The sequence below is a fragment of the Pseudoalteromonas sp. MMG024 genome, from assembly GCF_021654175.1.
In the GTDB taxonomy this organism is placed as follows: Bacteria; Pseudomonadota; Gammaproteobacteria; order Enterobacterales; family Alteromonadaceae; genus Pseudoalteromonas.
Genome location: NZ_JAKFZO010000028.1, coordinates 19,887 through 37,204, shown reverse-complemented (window position 1 = coordinate 37,204; position 17,318 = coordinate 19,887). Strand labels below are relative to the sequence as shown.

20 protein-coding genes are annotated in these 17,318 nt (G+C 40.6%); 14 read left to right on the top strand and 6 right to left on the bottom strand.

The window, feature by feature from the left end; genetic code table 11:
• Nucleotides 1–29: 29 nt before the first annotated feature.
• Together L1068_RS19510 and L1068_RS19505 are read right to left on the bottom strand one after the other, a co-directional pair.
• The gene (locus L1068_RS19510; RefSeq protein ID WP_237131565.1) at nt 30–806 is read right to left on the bottom strand and encodes a VOC family protein; all 777 of its coding nucleotides are present in this window, start codon (nt 804–806) and stop codon (nt 30–32) included.
• 118 nt (nt 807–924) lie between these two features.
• Nucleotides 925–2,784 carry a methyl-accepting chemotaxis protein gene (locus tag L1068_RS19505; RefSeq protein ID WP_054980480.1) on the bottom strand — a complete coding sequence of 620 codons (1,860 nt, stop codon included), beginning with the start codon at nt 2,782–2,784 and terminating at the stop codon, nt 925–927.
• Between the two features lie 455 nt (nt 2,785–3,239).
• On the opposite strand from L1068_RS19505, the gene L1068_RS19500 reads away from it, so the two are divergent.
• On the top strand, nt 3,240–3,875 hold the full coding sequence (locus L1068_RS19500) for a hypothetical protein (RefSeq protein ID WP_237131564.1): 636 nt from the start codon (nt 3,240–3,242) through the stop codon (nt 3,873–3,875).
• Between the two features lie 145 nt (nt 3,876–4,020).
• Here L1068_RS19500 and L1068_RS19495 read toward each other — a convergent pair whose 3' ends face one another.
• The 4 genes from L1068_RS19495 to L1068_RS19480 form a co-directional block, all read right to left on the bottom strand.
• Entirely contained in the window at nt 4,021–4,356 is a 336-nt protein-coding gene (locus L1068_RS19495; protein ID WP_237131563.1) for a hypothetical protein, read from the bottom strand.
• A gap of 207 nt (nt 4,357–4,563) precedes the next feature.
• Nucleotides 4,564–5,298, bottom strand: coding sequence for an MBL fold metallo-hydrolase (locus L1068_RS19490; RefSeq protein ID WP_237131562.1), 735 nt, complete (start codon nt 5,296–5,298; stop codon nt 4,564–4,566).
• Nucleotides 5,295–5,852, bottom strand: a complete 558-nt coding sequence (locus L1068_RS19485) for a chemotaxis protein (protein WP_237131561.1) — start codon at nt 5,850–5,852, stop codon at nt 5,295–5,297. Before L1068_RS19485 ends, L1068_RS19490 begins: the two co-directional genes overlap by 4 nt.
• Nucleotides 5,853–6,161: 309 nt before the next feature.
• Complete coding sequence (locus tag L1068_RS19480; protein ID WP_237131560.1) at nt 6,162–7,004, bottom strand: DMT family transporter; 843 nt, start codon at nt 7,002–7,004, stop codon at nt 6,162–6,164.
• Between the two features lie 76 nt (nt 7,005–7,080).
• On the opposite strand from L1068_RS19480, the gene L1068_RS19475 reads away from it, so the two are divergent.
• The 13 genes from L1068_RS19475 to L1068_RS19415 all read left to right on the top strand — a co-directional run bounded on the left by L1068_RS19475 (nt 7,081) and on the right by L1068_RS19415 (nt 17,256).
• Entirely contained in the window at nt 7,081–7,641 is a 561-nt protein-coding gene (locus tag L1068_RS19475) for an LON peptidase substrate-binding domain-containing protein (protein WP_237131559.1), read from the top strand.
• Between the two features lie 92 nt (nt 7,642–7,733).
• Nucleotides 7,734–8,324, top strand: coding sequence for a sigma-70 family RNA polymerase sigma factor (locus L1068_RS19470; protein ID WP_021033051.1), 591 nt, complete (start codon nt 7,734–7,736; stop codon nt 8,322–8,324).
• Complete coding sequence (locus tag L1068_RS19465; protein ID WP_237131558.1) at nt 8,317–8,985, top strand: ChrR family anti-sigma-E factor; 669 nt, start codon at nt 8,317–8,319, stop codon at nt 8,983–8,985. Before L1068_RS19470 ends, L1068_RS19465 begins: the two co-directional genes overlap by 8 nt.
• A gap of 8 nt (nt 8,986–8,993) precedes the next feature.
• Complete coding sequence (locus L1068_RS19460) at nt 8,994–9,950, top strand: DUF1722 domain-containing protein (protein ID WP_237131557.1); 957 nt, start codon at nt 8,994–8,996, stop codon at nt 9,948–9,950.
• Nucleotides 9,951–11,354: a deoxyribodipyrimidine photo-lyase gene (phrB, locus tag L1068_RS19455; RefSeq protein ID WP_237131556.1), complete on the top strand. Its 1,404-nt coding sequence runs from the start codon at nt 9,951–9,953 to the stop codon at nt 11,352–11,354.
• A complete protein-coding gene (locus L1068_RS19450; RefSeq protein ID WP_237131555.1) occupies nt 11,347–11,778 on the top strand; it encodes a nuclear transport factor 2 family protein in 432 nt (143 codons plus the stop codon). Before phrB ends, L1068_RS19450 begins: the two co-directional genes overlap by 8 nt.
• The gene (locus tag L1068_RS19445) at nt 11,775–12,497 is read left to right on the top strand and encodes an SDR family NAD(P)-dependent oxidoreductase (protein ID WP_237131554.1); all 723 of its coding nucleotides are present in this window, start codon (nt 11,775–11,777) and stop codon (nt 12,495–12,497) included. The genes L1068_RS19450 and L1068_RS19445 overlap by 4 nt, the downstream gene beginning before the upstream one ends.
• Nucleotides 12,497–13,747, top strand: a complete 1,251-nt coding sequence (locus tag L1068_RS19440) for an FAD-dependent oxidoreductase (protein ID WP_237131553.1) — start codon at nt 12,497–12,499, stop codon at nt 13,745–13,747. Before L1068_RS19445 ends, L1068_RS19440 begins: the two co-directional genes overlap by 1 nt.
• 2 nt (nt 13,748–13,749) lie before the next feature.
• The gene (locus L1068_RS19435) at nt 13,750–14,475 is read left to right on the top strand and encodes a DUF1365 domain-containing protein (protein ID WP_171043772.1); all 726 of its coding nucleotides are present in this window, start codon (nt 13,750–13,752) and stop codon (nt 14,473–14,475) included.
• A gap of 2 nt (nt 14,476–14,477) precedes the next feature.
• Complete coding sequence (locus L1068_RS19430) at nt 14,478–15,752, top strand: cyclopropane-fatty-acyl-phospholipid synthase family protein (RefSeq protein WP_237131552.1); 1,275 nt, start codon at nt 14,478–14,480, stop codon at nt 15,750–15,752.
• The gene (locus L1068_RS19425; protein WP_237131551.1) at nt 15,727–16,227 is read left to right on the top strand and encodes a DUF2878 domain-containing protein; all 501 of its coding nucleotides are present in this window, start codon (nt 15,727–15,729) and stop codon (nt 16,225–16,227) included. Before L1068_RS19430 ends, L1068_RS19425 begins: the two co-directional genes overlap by 26 nt.
• Nucleotides 16,228–16,240: 13 nt before the next feature.
• On the top strand, nt 16,241–16,738 hold the full coding sequence (locus L1068_RS19420; protein WP_237131550.1) for a chalcone isomerase family protein: 498 nt from the start codon (nt 16,241–16,243) through the stop codon (nt 16,736–16,738).
• The gene (locus tag L1068_RS19415) at nt 16,735–17,256 is read left to right on the top strand and encodes a DUF3833 domain-containing protein (RefSeq protein WP_237131549.1); all 522 of its coding nucleotides are present in this window, start codon (nt 16,735–16,737) and stop codon (nt 17,254–17,256) included. The genes L1068_RS19420 and L1068_RS19415 overlap by 4 nt, the downstream gene beginning before the upstream one ends.
• Nucleotides 17,257–17,318: the final 62 nt, after the last annotated feature.

The following is a 17,318-nucleotide window of genomic DNA, read 5'->3' as shown; positions in this document are numbered from 1 at the left end:
TAAAATACAAGCCCTTGATAAACAGGTTGCTACATTTCAATCACAGATAAAAATCCGCCTTGTGGATCGTTGATCACACTAAAACGACCCACATTAGGCACGTCGGTTGCAGGTACGCATACGGTACCACCCAGCTCCTCTACTTTTGCTAAGGTTTCATCACAATTGGTTACTTGGAAGTAAGTCATCCAGTGTGCCGGCATATCGCCCCACTCTTCATTCATTTCCAGCATGCCCGCAATTTCTTCATCACCTAACGTAAAAATGGTGTATGGCATACCATCCATATCTTCAACCTTGTATTGCCAGCCGAATACAGATGAATAAAACTGTCGGCTTGCCTCGGCGTCTTTTGATGCAAGCTCGTTCCAACATACACTGCGTGCTTCGTTTTTGATTTGTGAACCACAATGCTGATTACCTTGCCATATCGCAAACATTGCTCCGTTCGGTTCAAAAAACATCGCCATGCGCCCTGCATCCATAACATCATGGGGACCAGCAATGACACGAGCCCCTGCTTGCTTAGCTTTCTCAACGGTTTCATCAACATTATCTACCGCAATATAATTGAGCCAATGACTTGGTACTTTCTGCTCTAGGCGCTCTGCTTCCATTTGGTACATGGCACCAATATCTTTGCCGTTCAGTTGCAGCATGGTGTAATACAAATCATCACCTATCGGCTGGTCATCATGTTGCCAGTCAAATAATTGAGTATAAAATGCTTTCGCTGACACCCAATCGCGAGAGCATAATTCCGCCCAGCAAAATGTGCCTGCTTGGTGCTTTGTGTAACTTGCCATGTCTTTTTCCTTATTGTTTGTGAGCACTGTATTAAAGTTAACCAAGATATTCTAAAAAGCAATAAAAAAGCGAGGCTATAACTAACCTCGCTTTTACTCTAACCATTTAATTTTGTAGTTAAATTTTAAACCACTTTATTGCATTATCGAGCTCATCAGCTTGATGTGAAACCTGATTTGAAGCTTCAGAGTTAGCCAGTGAGCTATTTGCTAGTTCATCTGCATAGTCGCTAATTTGTACAATATTTTGGTTTATTTCTTGTGCCACGGTAGATTGCTGCTCAACCGCAACCGCAATGGTTGACGTCATCTCTGAGATTTCCTGAATATCAGCAATAATTTCCGCGAATGCTTTACCCGCTTTATCTGTTTGCTCAGCCGTTTCTAAACCCTGCGATTTACACAATCCAATACTGTCTACAATGTTCGCAGTGCTTGATTGCAAGTCGGTAATGATCTGCGTAATTTCTTGCGTTGACTCTTGGGTTTTCACCGCAAGTGAGCGAACTTCATCCGCAACAACCGCGAAACCTCGACCTTGCTCGCCCGCACGCGCAGCTTCAATCGCTGCATTTAACGCAAGTAGGTTAGTTTGCTCTGCAATACCGCGAATAACTTCCATCACAGCATTAATTGCATTGCTCTTTTCACGCAGTAAATTAACCTGCTCAGCAGATTCAACCAACTGATTACTCAATAAGGTCATTTGATCAACGGTTGTTTCTATTTGCTTCTGTCCAATCGTCGCATTTTGTGAAACTGTATCAACGCGGTTGGAGGTTGTTTCAGCATTAATCGCAATATCGTGCGCTACCGCGCCCATTTCAGTTACCGCACTTGCAACCGTTTCAACTTCCGACTTTTGTTGAACCAGTTGTTGACCACTCGATTCCACTACCTGCGCTACTCGAGTCGATTCAGTATTTACAATTTCAACCGAGTGATGAATGGTTTGTAGAACGGATAAAAACTTCGCCATTAATTCATTCACACTATCGGCCAACATCGCCAATTCATCATTACCGTGTTTGCGAACCTTAATCGACAAGTCACCCGAATGCGCAATGCGGTCAATATCGTTAATAACACTATCAATTGATGTTGTAACTGAGCGTGTGATGGTAAATAAAAAGCCAACTAATGCGAATGCCAGAATTAAACTCAATGCAATTTGCTGCACTTTAGCATCAGCGTAGATATCTTCTTGAATGGCCTCTAATTCAACCCCTAGCGCTTCAAGTGATATTTTTAGCTTATCTTCGGTTTCTGCAACTTGACTCTTTAGGCCTGTTGTTTGGTTAAAGCCAATTGCAAGATAACGCTCAGACGCTTTTAAAAAGGCATTTTGATACTGCTTTAATAAGCTGATTAAGTTTCTATCATTGCTGATAAGTAGCAACTTTTCTAACTCAGCAACCGTGCTGTTAATACGCGCAATGTATTTTTTGTCACCTCGCATAATGAAATCTTTTTCACTACGGCGTAGTTGTAGCACTAAAACACTGATATCTAGGCGATTAGTCGCTTTTGCTTGTTCTTCTAATTTATGAACGGCGCCGCGTAGTTCTTTACGCAAACCCACATTTTGGTTGTAACCATACTCAATATACAGTTCATCTAAACTGACAAAATCACGCTCTAATGTTGATAGCATTTCTTTTGTATCAGCAAGCGCACGTGGAGTTACATCAAATTCAGATAGTTTTTGTTGTAGTTTAGTTAAGGCTGAATCAGCCTCACCAACTCGATTAACTAATTCTTGACGGAAACCTGACGCGGGCTTCTCCAAAAATTTAACTTCAATACGCAATGTATCTGCGACAGCGCGCTCAGTAGCAATTAAATCTTCTGTAGCATCCACTAATACTTGCTTCTTCCCTGCAATATAAACATTTAATAACGTGAGAGCAGCCATTGAAACTACCGCGACCCCTGAAAGGATTTGCAACTTAGTTTTAATTTTTATGGCTTGAAACATTTTTACCTCTAAACTTCAGTGACGGTGGGGGAAATTGTATAAGGCTTGATTAAACAATTTATTGTTCTAACGCATATATGTTGTCGACTAAAAACAGCATAGCTTTAGAATATTTGTAACATTTATTTAATCGAGGCCATTTAATACCTAAATTAGACACAACACAACCCGTTTTTAAAAAACTTATTTCTGAATCAAACACCTATGTTGCAAATGCAACAAACACAAATAACTTTAACTAATGCTAAATTGTTATTTTGTGAACTTCATCACAACGAGCGTTATTAACCTCATCTCAACGCTCTTTTGTTATGCTAAATGAATGTTATGCTAGGACCTGTTGATTTTTGCTGTGCTATGCACACATGTGCTTTTTTAAGACGTTACGAAAGATCACCTCATAACTTAATTTACAGCTCCCCCTGGGCTACCAAATAGAAATATGGAATTACACGATGAAATATAAATTTGCTTTGGCTGCACTCATTAGCAGCTTATTACCTGCTTCAGCACTTGCAGCGAGCAGCGCAAAAAATCTCGGCCCAGCGGTAGTTAAACCTGCACCACAAGTTAGCATTGCTAGCCACGACGCTTTTTTCGATAAATTACGCGCTCATTGCGGTAAGGCATACCAAGGGAAAGTAACGGTTGATAACCAAGACAACGGTTCTTTCAGCGGTAAAAAATTAGTAATGCATGTGCGTAAATGCAATGACACTGAGTTACAAATTCCATTTCATGTTGGTGACGATGCATCACGCACATGGATTATTACCAAAACGGGTTCAGGTTTAAGTTTGAAGCACGACCACCGCATGAGTAACGGTGAATACGATGTATCAACCATGTATGGCGGCCATACAGTTGATGGTGGCTGGCAACACGCACAATCTTTTCCTGCCGATCAATACTCAAAAGAGTTATTTGTAAAACAAGGAATTCCACAATCAAATGGAAATACATGGCAAATTTTCATTTATCCAGAGACATATACCTATCGCTTAGTACGTGAAGGGCGCGAGTTTAGAGTAGACTTTGATTTAACTAACCCCATTACACCACCTGCTGCACCATGGGGCTATCAAGATTAACAGCGATACCCATTTTGCTAATTACGTAACCGGAAATAACGCGGGATGATGAAAAGCTAACAAAATAGAATTCCCGCATGTAGTTAATCTACATCGAAAATTTTAACGCTGTTAGCATATTCTTTATTTCACTTGCATGACATGATTAGTTACAGGTTAACTCAGCAACTAATGGGCCTGGATTTGCTCTAGGCTCTGTTGGGAATTTTTCAAACGCTTGAATTCCCGATACAAATTTAAGGTTAAATTTATCGCTTTTACACAGCACTGCGCTGTGACGTAACATAAATACAGATTGCTTAGCAAACTCTTGATAACTGCCTTCTCGAATAGACAGTTTGTATTTGTTATCAGCCAACTGTGTTTGGCGATAATGCACTTTATGGTCAAAATCATACAGCGCTTGTACTTTTCCTTGGTCTTTTGCATGTATTGCCAATGGTGCAAACAATACAGCTAATCCAACTAAAACCCTTGTCATACCGTTTCCTTTAATCGTATTCCTGAACTCAAAAACACATTACGTTTTAATTTACGTACTACCCATTGTGCTGGTTCGCAATGAATCCCAAATTAATTCACGCAAAAGGCAATATCAAAAAGCATTAGATAAGCGCGTTCACACACTTATTATTAAAATGTATCAGTAAGTTAGATTGTTTTTTAACTATGAGCTCAAGTTATCAACTTACGAATTCACTATACCAACTTCCAAATTATCAAACCACTCTAGAAATTCTTGTACCGCCTCACCTTTAAAGATCCGTCCGTGCTGTGGCGCCATCATGTCTATATCAAGCTCGCGTACGCGCGCAATCCAATTCTTTTTCGCACTATTAGATGGCATCCAGCGTTGGTGAAAGTAACGCATTTTATCGGCGTGTTTGGCAAAGTCTTCAACAAACATAGGAGCATCTGACTCTTCAAGCGCAGCGCCAATATCACCGCTCATCAGGATTTTGGCTTCAGCATCATAAACATGAAAGTTACCCGAGGAATGTAAAAAATGGGCTGGAATAAAACGAAACGTCACACCATCTAAGCGCAACTCTTGTCCTTCATCGGGGATCGACTTGTATTCAATATTATCCATACCAAAGTGGCGAATAAACCCTTCCCACAGCCAAGGCGCGTATAGCTTGGCATTTGGAATAGTTTTATCCCATAAACCCAGTGAAGAAATGATATCTGGGTCTTGGTGTGATGCAAATAAGGTGGTCACTTTTTCGAGTTCAGTATGACTTAATATGCCAGCCAACATCGCAGAAAATAGCTCTATGCCGCCTGGATCTAACAACATGGTTTGCTGGTTAGTCACAATCATATATTGGTTGGTATCAATTATTTTTTCTGATTTTCCCTGATCGCGGCCAAACACAATCCATTTGTGATGTTTACCTTGGTACAAATCGGTCGATTTCATTTAAATACCCTTTCTAACTCATCGAGTGTGCTGAGATTAGTTTCTATAGCGCCTTTAATACGCATTGCAGCGGAGCTGATATAGTCTGAAACAGATTCCAAACTGGCACAAAACTCACCTGCTTGTGATGCTTCCACACGCGACGTAACAGCGATGTATTCGGCTGCGCGCATTTGTTGTTCTATTTCTTCAAATTGCCACTGTAAGTTTTGCAGTTCATGTTTAAGCGCTGTCATGGCATCTTTCACTTGCCCTGCCGCCTTGTGATGTAATGCGCGACTTTGCGGATGCTCAAACAATGAAAGGCTATTAGCGAGGCGCTGCTCAAATTGACTAGCGCGCAAATGATGTAACGCGAGCCGAAATAACTGGCTGGCGTGTAAATTAATATGTTCTGTTGTTTGAATGGTGCGCCCGGAAAATTCGTTGATAAAATTGGTGATCGATTTGAAGCCTAAAGCAGCCTCTCCCGCCCTAATTGCGACAACTCTGGCGTTTTTGGAGGTAAGCGATAAGCTTTTTGCTTCAGTCAAAATCACTTCTAGCTGTGCCACAATTGTCGCCACGGTAACAAAGCACTTTATTTCCGGATGTTTTTTGATGCTATCCATAGAGATATTTAACGCTCAAGTAAGTACTTTCAAATATAGGAAATAAAAAAGAATTTTGCCGAGAAAAATGTAAATTTAGATTAATTACAGGCATAAAAAAGGCTCACAGGGATGTGAGCCGAAAGTGCATCATCAACAACTAATGCTTCAGGGAAATATCTAAACAAGAAATCTCTTTCTTGTATTTCAATAGACACAGCCGTTTTGGGGAAGTTCAAAAAAATTTAAATTATTTTTATAAAATGATCTGTGTTAATCAGTTACAAAGCTAAATATTAATACTGAAAAGATAATAATCACGCCGTATATATACTGATATGGTTTCAGTTTTTCTCGCAAAAAAACGCTTCCTACAACCATCGCAGCCACAATGCCAATCGCACGCTTTACAGCCTCAACAATACTGGCATCTAAATATCTGAGCGCACTAAATTGCAGTAGTACCGCAGCTGCAAAACCACATAAGCCAATCGCCCAATAGATTTTACGCCCCCTTGGCAACAGCGCACTTTTTAGCCTAGTAACAAGCGAACAAAAAAGCACTAGCACCATAATTAAGTTAACCCACAATGCATGAAAACTCACCGATGTATGTGGTAATACAAATTGATCGAGGCAAATACAACCCGCCCAAGAAAATGCCGCGAGTAACATAAACCCAGCGCCTGGCTCTGTAATAGCAAACCCTTCACCAAGCAGCCGATACGTGGCGTAGGCGCAAATACCAATAATCGTATACGCCTGCCAACTAAGAATATTTGAAAAAACGACTGCATTAAGTAGCGCTGCAATCAAAGGGGTCAGCGCGAGCATGGGCAGCAAAATAGAAAAACGACCACGCCCAAGCGCCGAAATAAAGGACACCGCACCAAGCGCTGCCAATAGAGCACTTAGACTGGCAAACACATAATAAACCATTACTTGAGGTAACTGGGAAGAACCAGTGGCGAGCCAAAAAGCCAAGTAAATCGGTAACGTGAACAAGCTAAAAACAAAACTAACTAGTAAAGGGCTGTTATTTTCAACCAGACGTTTTCGACAAAAATCAAATAGTACCCACGCCAAACTTGCTAACAACAATAACAACCAAGACAAAGTAATCTCCTTGTAGATGGATCTTTTTTAGCAACAATACGTATAAGCATATTATGTTGTTCAAAATAAGCTACTTATGAATCTACCAGTATTTCCATTGCCAATATTTTTGTTGCCCGAAGGTGTAACTCGACTACGTATTTTTGAGCCTCGCTATCTCAAAATGGTGTCAATTGCCTGCCAACAAAACGGTTTTGTGTTGTGTTTGTACGATCATCAAGCTGAGCTAAACGTGCCTAAACTCGGCGCCTGGGTCGATATTATTAACTTCTCCCAAGAAGGCGAATTGCTGCATATTGATATCAAGGCGAAAAGCCTTGTGACCATCAAAAATGTAACTATGGACCAAAACAACTTGCGTTTCGCTGATTGCAGCGAAGTGCCTCACTGGCCTCAGCAAAGCGAACAACAACACCATTCAGTGCTCGCCGCTAAGCTCCACCATGTGTTTGAAGAATTTCCTGACCAGGCGTCTTTATATCCTGAACCAAAGTTTGACGATATTAACTGGGTTTGTGCGCGGTTTTTAGAAATTTTGCCGCTATCTTTCGAGAAAAAACAACTATTTACTAACGCAGATAGTTTTACTCAGGCCGATGATTTTTTAAAAACTATTATTTTAGGTCAAGAAAACTGATCGCTTTTGTGCTTAAAGCGTATTGACTACTATGATTTTATTGTCAGAGCGCTATGATGATATCAACAACAACCAATAATCACCGATCTTCGATGAAGCAAAACGCAAATTTAGATGGGCAAGAAATTGACAGCAAAACGCTATCTAGCTGGTTAAATGACATAGCTGAGAGGCGAGACAAGCAATCTTTCGCGTCCCTGTTTAAATGGTTTTCACCAAAAATTTTAGGTTTTGGCAGAAAGCAATTTAACAACCCTGTTATGGCTTCCGAATTACTGCAAGAAACAATGACGAACGTTTGGCGCAAGGCTCATCTTTATAATCCAGAGAAAGGTGCTGCGACAACGTGGGTATACACAGTTATGCGTAATATTAGTTTTGATATGCTGCGCAAAGTTCAGGCTAACCACGAAGACACACTAAGCGATGATATTTGGCCATTAGCAGAAGCACAAAATTCAGATGAGCACGTGTTTGCCGACCACTTAATGGATAAACAAATCGCGCAATATTTAAACCGCCTTCCTGATAATCAAAGACAAATTATTCAAGGCGTATATTTTCAAGATTTATCGCAAGAGCAATTAGCAAAAAATTTAAGCATTCCGTTAGGAACCGTTAAATCGCGACTGCGTTTAGCCCTAACAAAATTGAGACAGCACATAGGAGCAGACAATGATTAAGCACCATCCACAACTTTCACTGCTCAAAACCTATTGTGCGGGTGAATTACCAGCCTCTATTTCTGTCGTTATAGCTGCACATATTGAATTGTGCCCGCATTGCCAACAGCAAGTAGAAGCACTGACTGCTGAGGCAGCAAAAGGCGCATTTACGTACACTAGTAACGACACTGACAACAGTGATTATCTGTCAGATATCGATTTAGATGCGTTAATCAACGATATTACGCTTGATGACAGCCTAGATCGTGTTGTTGCAGCGCAACCGATTGAGTTATCACTGAAAGAAAATAGCTATTACTTGCCTCAAGTGTTGAAAAATTTAGAGCTAAGTAGCTGGGCTAATTTAGGCAAGCTATCACGTTCGCGCATTGGGTTAGAAGACGCCAATTTACATACTAGCTTGTTGCACATCGACAGCGGCGGTTCAGTACCCGAACATACTCACAATGGTTTTGAAATTACACTATTATTAGATGGTAGTTTTAAAGACGATATGGGTGAGTATCATAGAGGCGACTTTATTTGGTTAGACGGAAAACATACACATAATCCAATTACAGAACATGGTTGCCTGTGCTTAACTGTTTCAAGTGATTCGCTGCACTTTACACAAGGCCTAAGCAAGTTACTTAATCCAATCGGTAAATTTATTTACTAGGAGGGAGCATGGTTACAGATAAGGATAAAATTATACTTGGTATTAGCGCCTGCTTAACAGGTGACCAAGTACGCTTTGACAAAAGTCATAAAAAATCTGATTTTTGCGTTAACCAGCTAGGAAAATTTGTCGAGTATCAAAAATTTTGCCCTGAGGTTGCGGTTGGTTTACCTGTGCCGCGCCCTACTATTAGGCAAATTAAGCGCGACGATATGATCCATGTTTCACGTCCCGATGGCAGCATGGACGTTACACTTAAAATGAACGAATACGCTGAAAAATCAGCGAGTAAAATGTCGCACTTAAGTGGTTTTGTGTTTATGAAAGGCAGCCCGAGTTGCGGTATGGAGCGTGTCAAAGTTTATTATGAGCACGGCAAAGGTTGTGAACACGATGGCGTTGGTTTATTTGCTAAACAGGTGATGGCTCTTAACCCAAATCTACCCTGTGAAGAAAATGGCCGCCTTAACGACCCGCACCTACGCGAAAATTTTGTACTGCGCGTGTTTACCTACAAAAAATGGCAAAACCTTGTGGCATCGGGGCTTACGATACACAAGTTGACGACGTTTCATGGTCAACAAAAGTATTTAGTTATGAGCCATAATGTAGCAGCGTATAAAGCCCTCGGCAGATTACTTGGTGAAGAAAACGATTTACCAGTGGAACAATTAGCCGACAAATACATTACGATGTTAATGCTGGCTCTTAAAAAGCCCGCATCCCGAAAAAATCACACGAATACCTTGCAACACCTTCAAGGTTATTTTAAAAAGCATCTAACTAAGCAGAATAAACAAGAACTTAGTGAAAACATTATCGCTTATCACGATGGTTTAGTGCCGCTAATGGTGCCACTCACTTTGATCAACCATCATTTGCAAACTTACCCAAATGGTTATTTGGCAAATCAAGCTTATTTAGACCCTTATCCAAAGGATTTAAAGCTCAGATACGGATTATAAATGAGTACTCTTTACTGGATTAGACGGGATTTTCGTTTAGACGATAATCCCGCTTTATTTTATGCGCTACAACAAAATTGCCAGCATTCAGTTTTTATTACTGCCTATGAAACTTGGCAAAACCATAATCATTCAGGCATTCAAATTGATTTTATTGAGCGTCATTTAAATTGGTTTAGCGACCAGCTGACCAAGCTCGGAATTAAAGTGAGCTTTATTGAATGCGATACATTTGAGCAACAAATTGCCCAACTATCAGAGTTTTGCCAAGAAAATGACATCACCTCGGTGGTAGCTAATAACGAACCGGAATTACGCGAGAAAATGCGTGACAACAAAGTTGCACAGCAACTGGACCTAACGCTATACGATGCTGACACCATTTTGCCTTATGGCTCTGTTCTTAATAAACAAAATGAAATGTTCAAAGTTTTTACGCCATACAAAAAAGCATGGGTAAAAACGCTGCAGCAGCATGGCTTTAACCAAAATTATCTTGCAGCAATTAAACACAGTGAAGAAAGTCCCAATCAAACCAGTAACATTACATTAAATTATGCCAAGCAAGATTCAAGTAAATGGCCTTTGGCACACGAGTTTATGCAACACGTGTTACCTCGCTTTTTAAATGATAAAGTTATCGACTACGCGCGCGATCGGGATTTCCCGGCAATTAAAGGTACAAGTGGTATTTCACCTTACTTAACCATTGGCGCAATTAGCCCTAAAAGGGTTTTATACGATCTATTATCCTATTATCCGCACGTCCTTGAAGATGTAAAAGCGCCTATTTTTACTTGGCTAAACGAACTAATTTGGCGTGAGTTTTATCGCAACTTGCTACTGTCATTTCCAAATCTAAACAAATTGCACGACTTTCAAGGCAAATTTAAACGCTTCGACTGGCCAAATGATCACGCTAAATTTACCGCTTGGTGTGAGGCAAAAACCGGATTTCCGATCGTTGATGCCGCTATGCGTCAGTTAAAGCAAACAGGCTGGATGCATAACCGCCTGCGTATGATTGTAGCAAGCTTTTTAACCAAACATTTATTGGTTGATTGGCGCTTAGGAGAAGCTTTTTTTATGCAGCACCTTATTGATGGCGACCTCGCCGCCAATAGTGGTGGTTGGCAATGGGCAGCAGGCACCGGCTGCGATGCACAACCCTATTTCAGAATTTTTAACCCATTAACGCAAAGTGAAAAGTTTGATCCTGACGGCAGCTTTATTCGTAAGTATTTACCAGAACTAGAGAATGTGCCGCTTAAATATATTCATCAACCACAAACCTATTTAAATTCGGTTGGCGATCGCAGCTACTGGCCACAACTGGTGGATTTAAAAGAAGCGCGCTTACAGGCACTTGATTATTACCAGAAAGAGTTAAACAACGATGAGTAACACACAGTATATTGATGACTTTTTAACTATGTACAACAAGTTGGACCGCGCCAACTTGTCGCTACTGGCTAATATTTATCATCAAGATGTTGTGTTTATTGACCCACTGCACCGCATTGATGGCCTATCTGCACTTACCAAGTATTTTTCTAACTTATACGAAAACTTAGACGCTGGGCGTTTTGAAATGAAAAAGGTACTGCAACAAGATAATACGGTTAGCCTCTACTGGACCATGTACTTCTCGCACAGCAAAATTAAAGCAGGCAAAGAAGTGTCATTTGACGGCAACAGTTACCTTGAATACCAAGATGGCAAAGTCATTTTTCACCGCGATTATTTCAACGCTGCCGATATGCTTTATCAACATATTCCTGTGCTTGGCGGGTTAATAAATCTCGTTAAAAAGCGTGCCACCGCATGAATACGATACTAATTACAGGTGCATCATCAGGCATTGGTGAATCACTTGCTAAATACTACGCGACTCAAGGTTTTACTGTATACGCGTGTGGACGCAACCAAGAAAAACTCGATAAGCTCACAAGTAAATTTAACAGCATCATACCGCTGGTTTTTGATCTAAATGACAAGCAAGCAATATTTACCGCGTTAGATAAAAACATCAAACTCGATCAAATCATATTAAACGCGGGTACCTGTGAATACATAGATAACGCGAAACAATTTGATGGTGATTTGTTTGCCCGCGTGATCAACACCAACCTTATTTCTGTTGGTTATTGTTTAGAAGCGTGGTTACCCCAGTTAAATACAGGCGGGCAACTTGGTTTAATGAGTTCAAGTGCTGTTTATGTGCCGCTTACCCGCTCACAAGCCTACGGTGCGTCAAAAGCTGGCGTAAGCTATTTAGCGAAAACTCTAAGCATTGATTTGGCACGCCATAAGATTGGGGTCAGTACAATTCACCCAGGATTTGTTGCGACACCTTTAACCGATAAAAATGATTTCCCGATGCCAAGCCGTATTACCAGTGAACAAGCAGCGCAGGCAATCTATCGAGGTATGAAAAACAAACACTACGATATTCATTTTCCCAAACGCTTTACCTTAGTACTTAAAACACTCGCACTGTTACCGTTTTTTATCTGGCGCAAACTTGCTATTAGGATGACAAAATAATGAAAAGAATAGCCATTATTGGCAGTGGTATCTCAGGCTTAACCTGCGCTTATTTACTATCAAAGAAGTACGATATTACTCTATTTGAAAAAAACGACTACATTGGCGGACACACAGCCACTGTTGATATTGAACATAACGGCGAAAAGCACGCGATTGATACCGGCTTTATTGTTTGTAATAACAAAACATACCCTAATTTTTTAAAGCTATTATCGCAGATTGGGGTTGCTTACAAAGATACTGAAATGAGCTTTAGCGTGCACAATGTGCAAAGCCAAATGGAATATAATGGCCACGGCCTTAATTCATTATTTGCACAGCGCTCAAATATTTTTAAACCTCGTTTTTGGTTGCTAATCAAAGATATTCTACGCTTAAATAAACTCTGTAAGCAGCTACATCAAACCGATATAGATCCAGCGCTCACGCTCGGCGACTTTTTAGACCAACACGCCTTTAGCGATTTCTTTTGCCAGCATTATATTTTGCCGATGGGTGCAGCTATTTGGTCCACCAGCTTACAAGAAATGCGAGACTTCGAGCTGAAATTCTTTGTTCGCTTTTTTTATAATCATGGCTTATTAAATATCAGCGATAGACCGCAATGGCATGTCATAAAAGGCGGCTCGCGAGAATACATTAAGCCATTAACGCGCCGCTTTGCCGATAAAATTCGCCTCAACAGCGATATTAAGCAAGTTACGCGCGGTAATAACGGTATTTCTTTAGAATTTGCAGATGGTACAACTCAAATATTCGATGACGTTGTATTTGCCTGTCATTCCGATCAGGCATTAAAACTGCTAGGCGATGCGAGCGAGCAAGAACAATCAGTACTCGGTAATATTACTTACAGCAAGAATGAAGTAGTACTGCATACCGACATAAACATGTTGCCCAAACGTCAACTTGCGTGGGCAAGCTGGAATTACCGTTTAGACAATAATAATCCAAGACCCGCTGCAGTAACCTATAATATGAACATATTACAGGGACTTAAAACGGATACGACTTACTGTGTTACGCTCAATCAAACTGAACAAATTGATAAAAGCAAAATTTTACGCAGCTTTGTTTACCATCACCCAGTGTTTAATAAACAAAGTATGGCGGCACAGCAGCAACGAGACACAATCTGCGGCACTAATCACACACACTTTTGCGGTGCGTACTGGTATAACGGATTTCATGAAGATGGCGTTCGCAGTGCGCTCGACGTATGTAAACGCTTTGATTGCGAACTATAACTATGAATAGCGGCATATACTGCGGACAAGTAAGGCATAGACGCTTTTCTCCTAAGCAACATGCCTTTAGCTATAGCATGTATATGCTGGCACTTGATTTAGACGAACTAGACTTAGTCGCCACAACTAGCCGTTTATTTAGCCTTAAAAAATTCGCACCAATTAGCTTTTTTCAAGACGATTATATTAAAGGTGAACCGGGCAACTTAAAGCAACGTATTGCCAGTAAAGTTACACAGTTAGGTGGTAACTGGGATGGCACAAAAGTAACGTTTATGGGGCAATGCCGAAATTTCGGTATCTATTTTAGCCCTGCAAATTTTTTCTTTTGTTACGACCAAGATAATGTGTGTACAACCATGTTAGTTGAAGTTTCGAATACGCCTTGGTTAGAGCGACACTACTATGTAGTTGATATTTCTAAACAACAACGCATGGATAAAACATTTCATGTGTCGCCGTTTATGGATTTGGATATGCAATATGTATGGCGCGTAAAAGCGCCACAAGAAAAAGTACTTATTCATATCGAAAACCATAAATCAGAGAAAGTGTTTGACGCCACAGTAGCATTATCACGCTGCGAATTTTCGCGCAGAAATATGCTTAAAACATGGCTTAGTACGCCAGCAATGACACTAAAAGTAGTCGCTGGCATTTACTGGCAAGCACTTAAGCTTTTTGCCAAACGCATCCCATTTATTGCGCACCCAAACGCGAGAGGATAATTATGGAGCAGCAAAGTACCAGCTCAACCAATCTAACGCAGGAAAACGAGTTATCGTGGTTTACATCACGCTGTCGTTCACTCGTTTTAAACGCACTGAATCAAATTGAAAATGCCGGCGTAGAAATTGAAGAAAACGGTCAGATTACTTTTCTAGGTAACCAAGACAGTGAACTACGAGGCAAGTTAATAGTGCTTGATCCAAGCCTATATATCGATTTTATTAAAGGCGGTAGCATTGCAGCAGCAGAAGGCTACCTCAACAAGAAATGGACATCGCCTAACTTAACCGAGTTAATTCGTGTTTTTGCCCGTAGTAGCAGTACGCTTGACCAGGTAGAATCTAAAAAATCGCTGTTAACTAAAATTAAAAACTTTTTGTTTCACTGGGGCAATGCCAATACACAATCTGGCTCAAAGAAAAACATTCTCGCCCATTATGATTTAGGTAACGAGCTCTACACCCGCTTTTTAGATAGCACTATGATGTACTCAAGCGCCATCTATTCAAATGAAGCGACTGACTTACATTCAGCACAACTTAATAAATTAAAAACCATTTGTGACAAGCTTAAACTTTCTGAAAGTGACCATTTGATTGAAATCGGTACCGGCTGGGGCGGATTAGCTATTTTTGCCGCTAAGAATTATGGCTGTAAGGTTACTACAACCACAATCTCTGATGCGCAATACGAATACGCCGTCGAAAAAGTAAAAGCCGAAGGGTTAGAAGATAAAATCACATTACTGAAAAAAGATTATCGCTTACTGGAAGGTAAATACGATAAGCTGGTTTCAATCGAAATGATTGAAGCAGTTGGTCATAAGTTTATGGCGGAGTTTTTTGCTAAATGTAACAGCCTGCTGAAAGACTCAGGCCTAATGCTCATCCAAGCAATTACCATTTTAGATGCCCGTTACGAACACTACCGCAATAATGTTGATTTTATTCAACGTTATATTTTTCCGGGCGGCTGTTTACCGTCTAATGCGGTGATGAATCAGCACATTGCCGAACAAACTAATATGATGATCGATAATGTAGAAGACATTGGCTTACATTATGCGCGAACACTTTACGACTGGCGCATGAAATTTGATAACGCTTGGTCAGAGTTAACTCAATTTGGTTTTGACGAGCAATTTAAGCGCCTGTGGCATTTCTACTTATGTTATTGCGAAGGCGCATTCATTGAGCGCGTGATCAGCACCCACCAGCTTGTTATGCGAAAGCCTCTGTATCGCGATAATCATGACCAACAAATTTTGGCTTACTAACCTTGTTTTATTTCAGCTAGCTTGGTTTTGCTGTGCGCTACTCACAGCAAATGCCAGCTGGCTGACTCCATTAATCGTTGCCCTTCACTTTGCGTTATCGCCAACAAAACGAAGCGACGTAAAGCTATTACCCTTTGCCCTCTTTGGTTGTGTGATTGATTACATACTGTTTCAACTAAATGTGATTAGTTTTGCCGCCGAGCAATTCCCACTTTGGCTGCTATGCCTATGGGTTATGTTTGTACTTTCAATTAATCATTCATTAAGTTGGCTAGGTAATTGTAAGCTATGGCTAGTTGCCATCATTGGCGCATTTGGCGGTGCACTGAGTTACCTTGGTGCACTTAACTTTTCTGCCATCACCACATCTTTAAGCCAACTATCACTCTTTACTATGTACGCAATTATTTGGGCACTACTACTGCCCGCATTGATCGTTTTTAAACAAAGGCTCGTAGAATCTAAACACAACTAACTGGATGTTAGCCATGTTTAAAACATTACTATTTGCGACCTTTTTATTCGCCCCAAGCCTGTTTGCGATCCAAACAAACCAGCTCACTAAATACGGTGAAGGTGAAATGAAAGTGCTATTTTGGCACTTATACAAAGCCGAGCTATTTGGCAGCAAAACGCGTTACTCATTTGACGATGCTAAACTCGCGCTGAAAATCACCTATTACCGAGATATAGACAAAGAGGACTTAATAGAAGCAACTGCAGACCAATGGCAACACATTGGCGTAACCCATCAAAATATACCTAAGTGGCTAGATCAACTGGCTACTATTTGGCCTAACATTAAAGAGAATGACATGCTGATTGTGACGCGCAATGAAGACAACAGCGCGAGCTTTTTCAATCATCAAGGGCTTTTAGGCACAGTTAACGATCCAGACTTTGGCGATGCCTTCTTAAATATTTGGTTATCGGAAAAAACCACTCGCCCAAAGTTGCGGGCAAAACTTGTTGGAGATAAAAAATGAAACACTTGCTAATTATGGCACTAACCATATTAATTTCAGCATGTTCAAGCCCAGATATTAATGATTACACAGGCACATCTCCCGAACTTAAATTAGAGCGATTCTTTAACGGTAAATTAACGGCTCACGGTGTAGTGCTTGACCGCTCAGGGGCGTTAACACGACGCTTTAGTGTTGATTTACTGGGTACGTGGCAAGAAGATAAAGGCAAACTCGAAGAATGGTTTGTCTATGACGACGGGGAAAAACAAACACGCACTTGGTATTTAGAAAATTTAGGCGACGGCAATTACAAAGGCACCGCCAATGATGTGGTAGGCACAGCGATGGGCATGGCAAAAGGCTCAGCACTTTATTGGCGTTATCAATTAGTCATAAACTATCAAGGCGAACCGCTCGAAGTCACACTAGACGATTGGATGTTTTTGATTAATGAAAAACGTCTGATCAACCGAACCGAAATTATTAAGTTTGGTATCAAAGTAGGTGAAGTCATTCTTACTATCGAAAAAGAGTAGTAAGTAGGTGTTAGATGCTTCAGCCCAAGCTAAAGCATCTACAAACTCAAGCATCAAAACAA

What these genes read in the sequence shown, in the direction of transcription:
- L1068_RS19510 (WP_237131565.1), bottom strand. Translation starts at nt 806, where the DNA reads ATGGCAAGTTACACAAAGCACCAAGCAGGCACATTTTGCTGGGCGGAA.
- L1068_RS19505 (WP_054980480.1), bottom strand. Translation starts at nt 2,784, where the DNA reads ATGTTTCAAGCCATAAAAATTAAAACTAAGTTGCAAATCCTTTCAGGG.
- L1068_RS19500 (WP_237131564.1), top strand. Translation starts at nt 3,240, where the DNA reads ATGAAATATAAATTTGCTTTGGCTGCACTCATTAGCAGCTTATTACCT.
- L1068_RS19495 (WP_237131563.1), bottom strand. Translation starts at nt 4,356, where the DNA reads ATGACAAGGGTTTTAGTTGGATTAGCTGTATTGTTTGCACCATTGGCA.
- L1068_RS19490 (WP_237131562.1), bottom strand. Translation starts at nt 5,298, where the DNA reads ATGAAATCGACCGATTTGTACCAAGGTAAACATCACAAATGGATTGTG.
- L1068_RS19475 (WP_237131559.1), top strand. Translation starts at nt 7,081, where the DNA reads ATGAATCTACCAGTATTTCCATTGCCAATATTTTTGTTGCCCGAAGGT.
- L1068_RS19470 (WP_021033051.1), top strand. Translation starts at nt 7,734, where the DNA reads ATGAAGCAAAACGCAAATTTAGATGGGCAAGAAATTGACAGCAAAACG.
- L1068_RS19465 (WP_237131558.1), top strand. Translation starts at nt 8,317, where the DNA reads ATGATTAAGCACCATCCACAACTTTCACTGCTCAAAACCTATTGTGCG.
- L1068_RS19460 (WP_237131557.1), top strand. Translation starts at nt 8,994, where the DNA reads ATGGTTACAGATAAGGATAAAATTATACTTGGTATTAGCGCCTGCTTA.
- phrB (WP_237131556.1), top strand. Translation starts at nt 9,951, where the DNA reads ATGAGTACTCTTTACTGGATTAGACGGGATTTTCGTTTAGACGATAAT.
- L1068_RS19450 (WP_237131555.1), top strand. Translation starts at nt 11,347, where the DNA reads ATGAGTAACACACAGTATATTGATGACTTTTTAACTATGTACAACAAG.
- L1068_RS19445 (WP_237131554.1), top strand. Translation starts at nt 11,775, where the DNA reads ATGAATACGATACTAATTACAGGTGCATCATCAGGCATTGGTGAATCA.
- L1068_RS19440 (WP_237131553.1), top strand. Translation starts at nt 12,497, where the DNA reads ATGAAAAGAATAGCCATTATTGGCAGTGGTATCTCAGGCTTAACCTGC.
- L1068_RS19435 (WP_171043772.1), top strand. Translation starts at nt 13,750, where the DNA reads ATGAATAGCGGCATATACTGCGGACAAGTAAGGCATAGACGCTTTTCT.
- L1068_RS19430 (WP_237131552.1), top strand. Translation starts at nt 14,478, where the DNA reads ATGGAGCAGCAAAGTACCAGCTCAACCAATCTAACGCAGGAAAACGAG.
- L1068_RS19425 (WP_237131551.1), top strand. Translation starts at nt 15,727, where the DNA reads ATGACCAACAAATTTTGGCTTACTAACCTTGTTTTATTTCAGCTAGCT.
- L1068_RS19420 (WP_237131550.1), top strand. Translation starts at nt 16,241, where the DNA reads ATGTTTAAAACATTACTATTTGCGACCTTTTTATTCGCCCCAAGCCTG.
- L1068_RS19415 (WP_237131549.1), top strand. Translation starts at nt 16,735, where the DNA reads ATGAAACACTTGCTAATTATGGCACTAACCATATTAATTTCAGCATGT.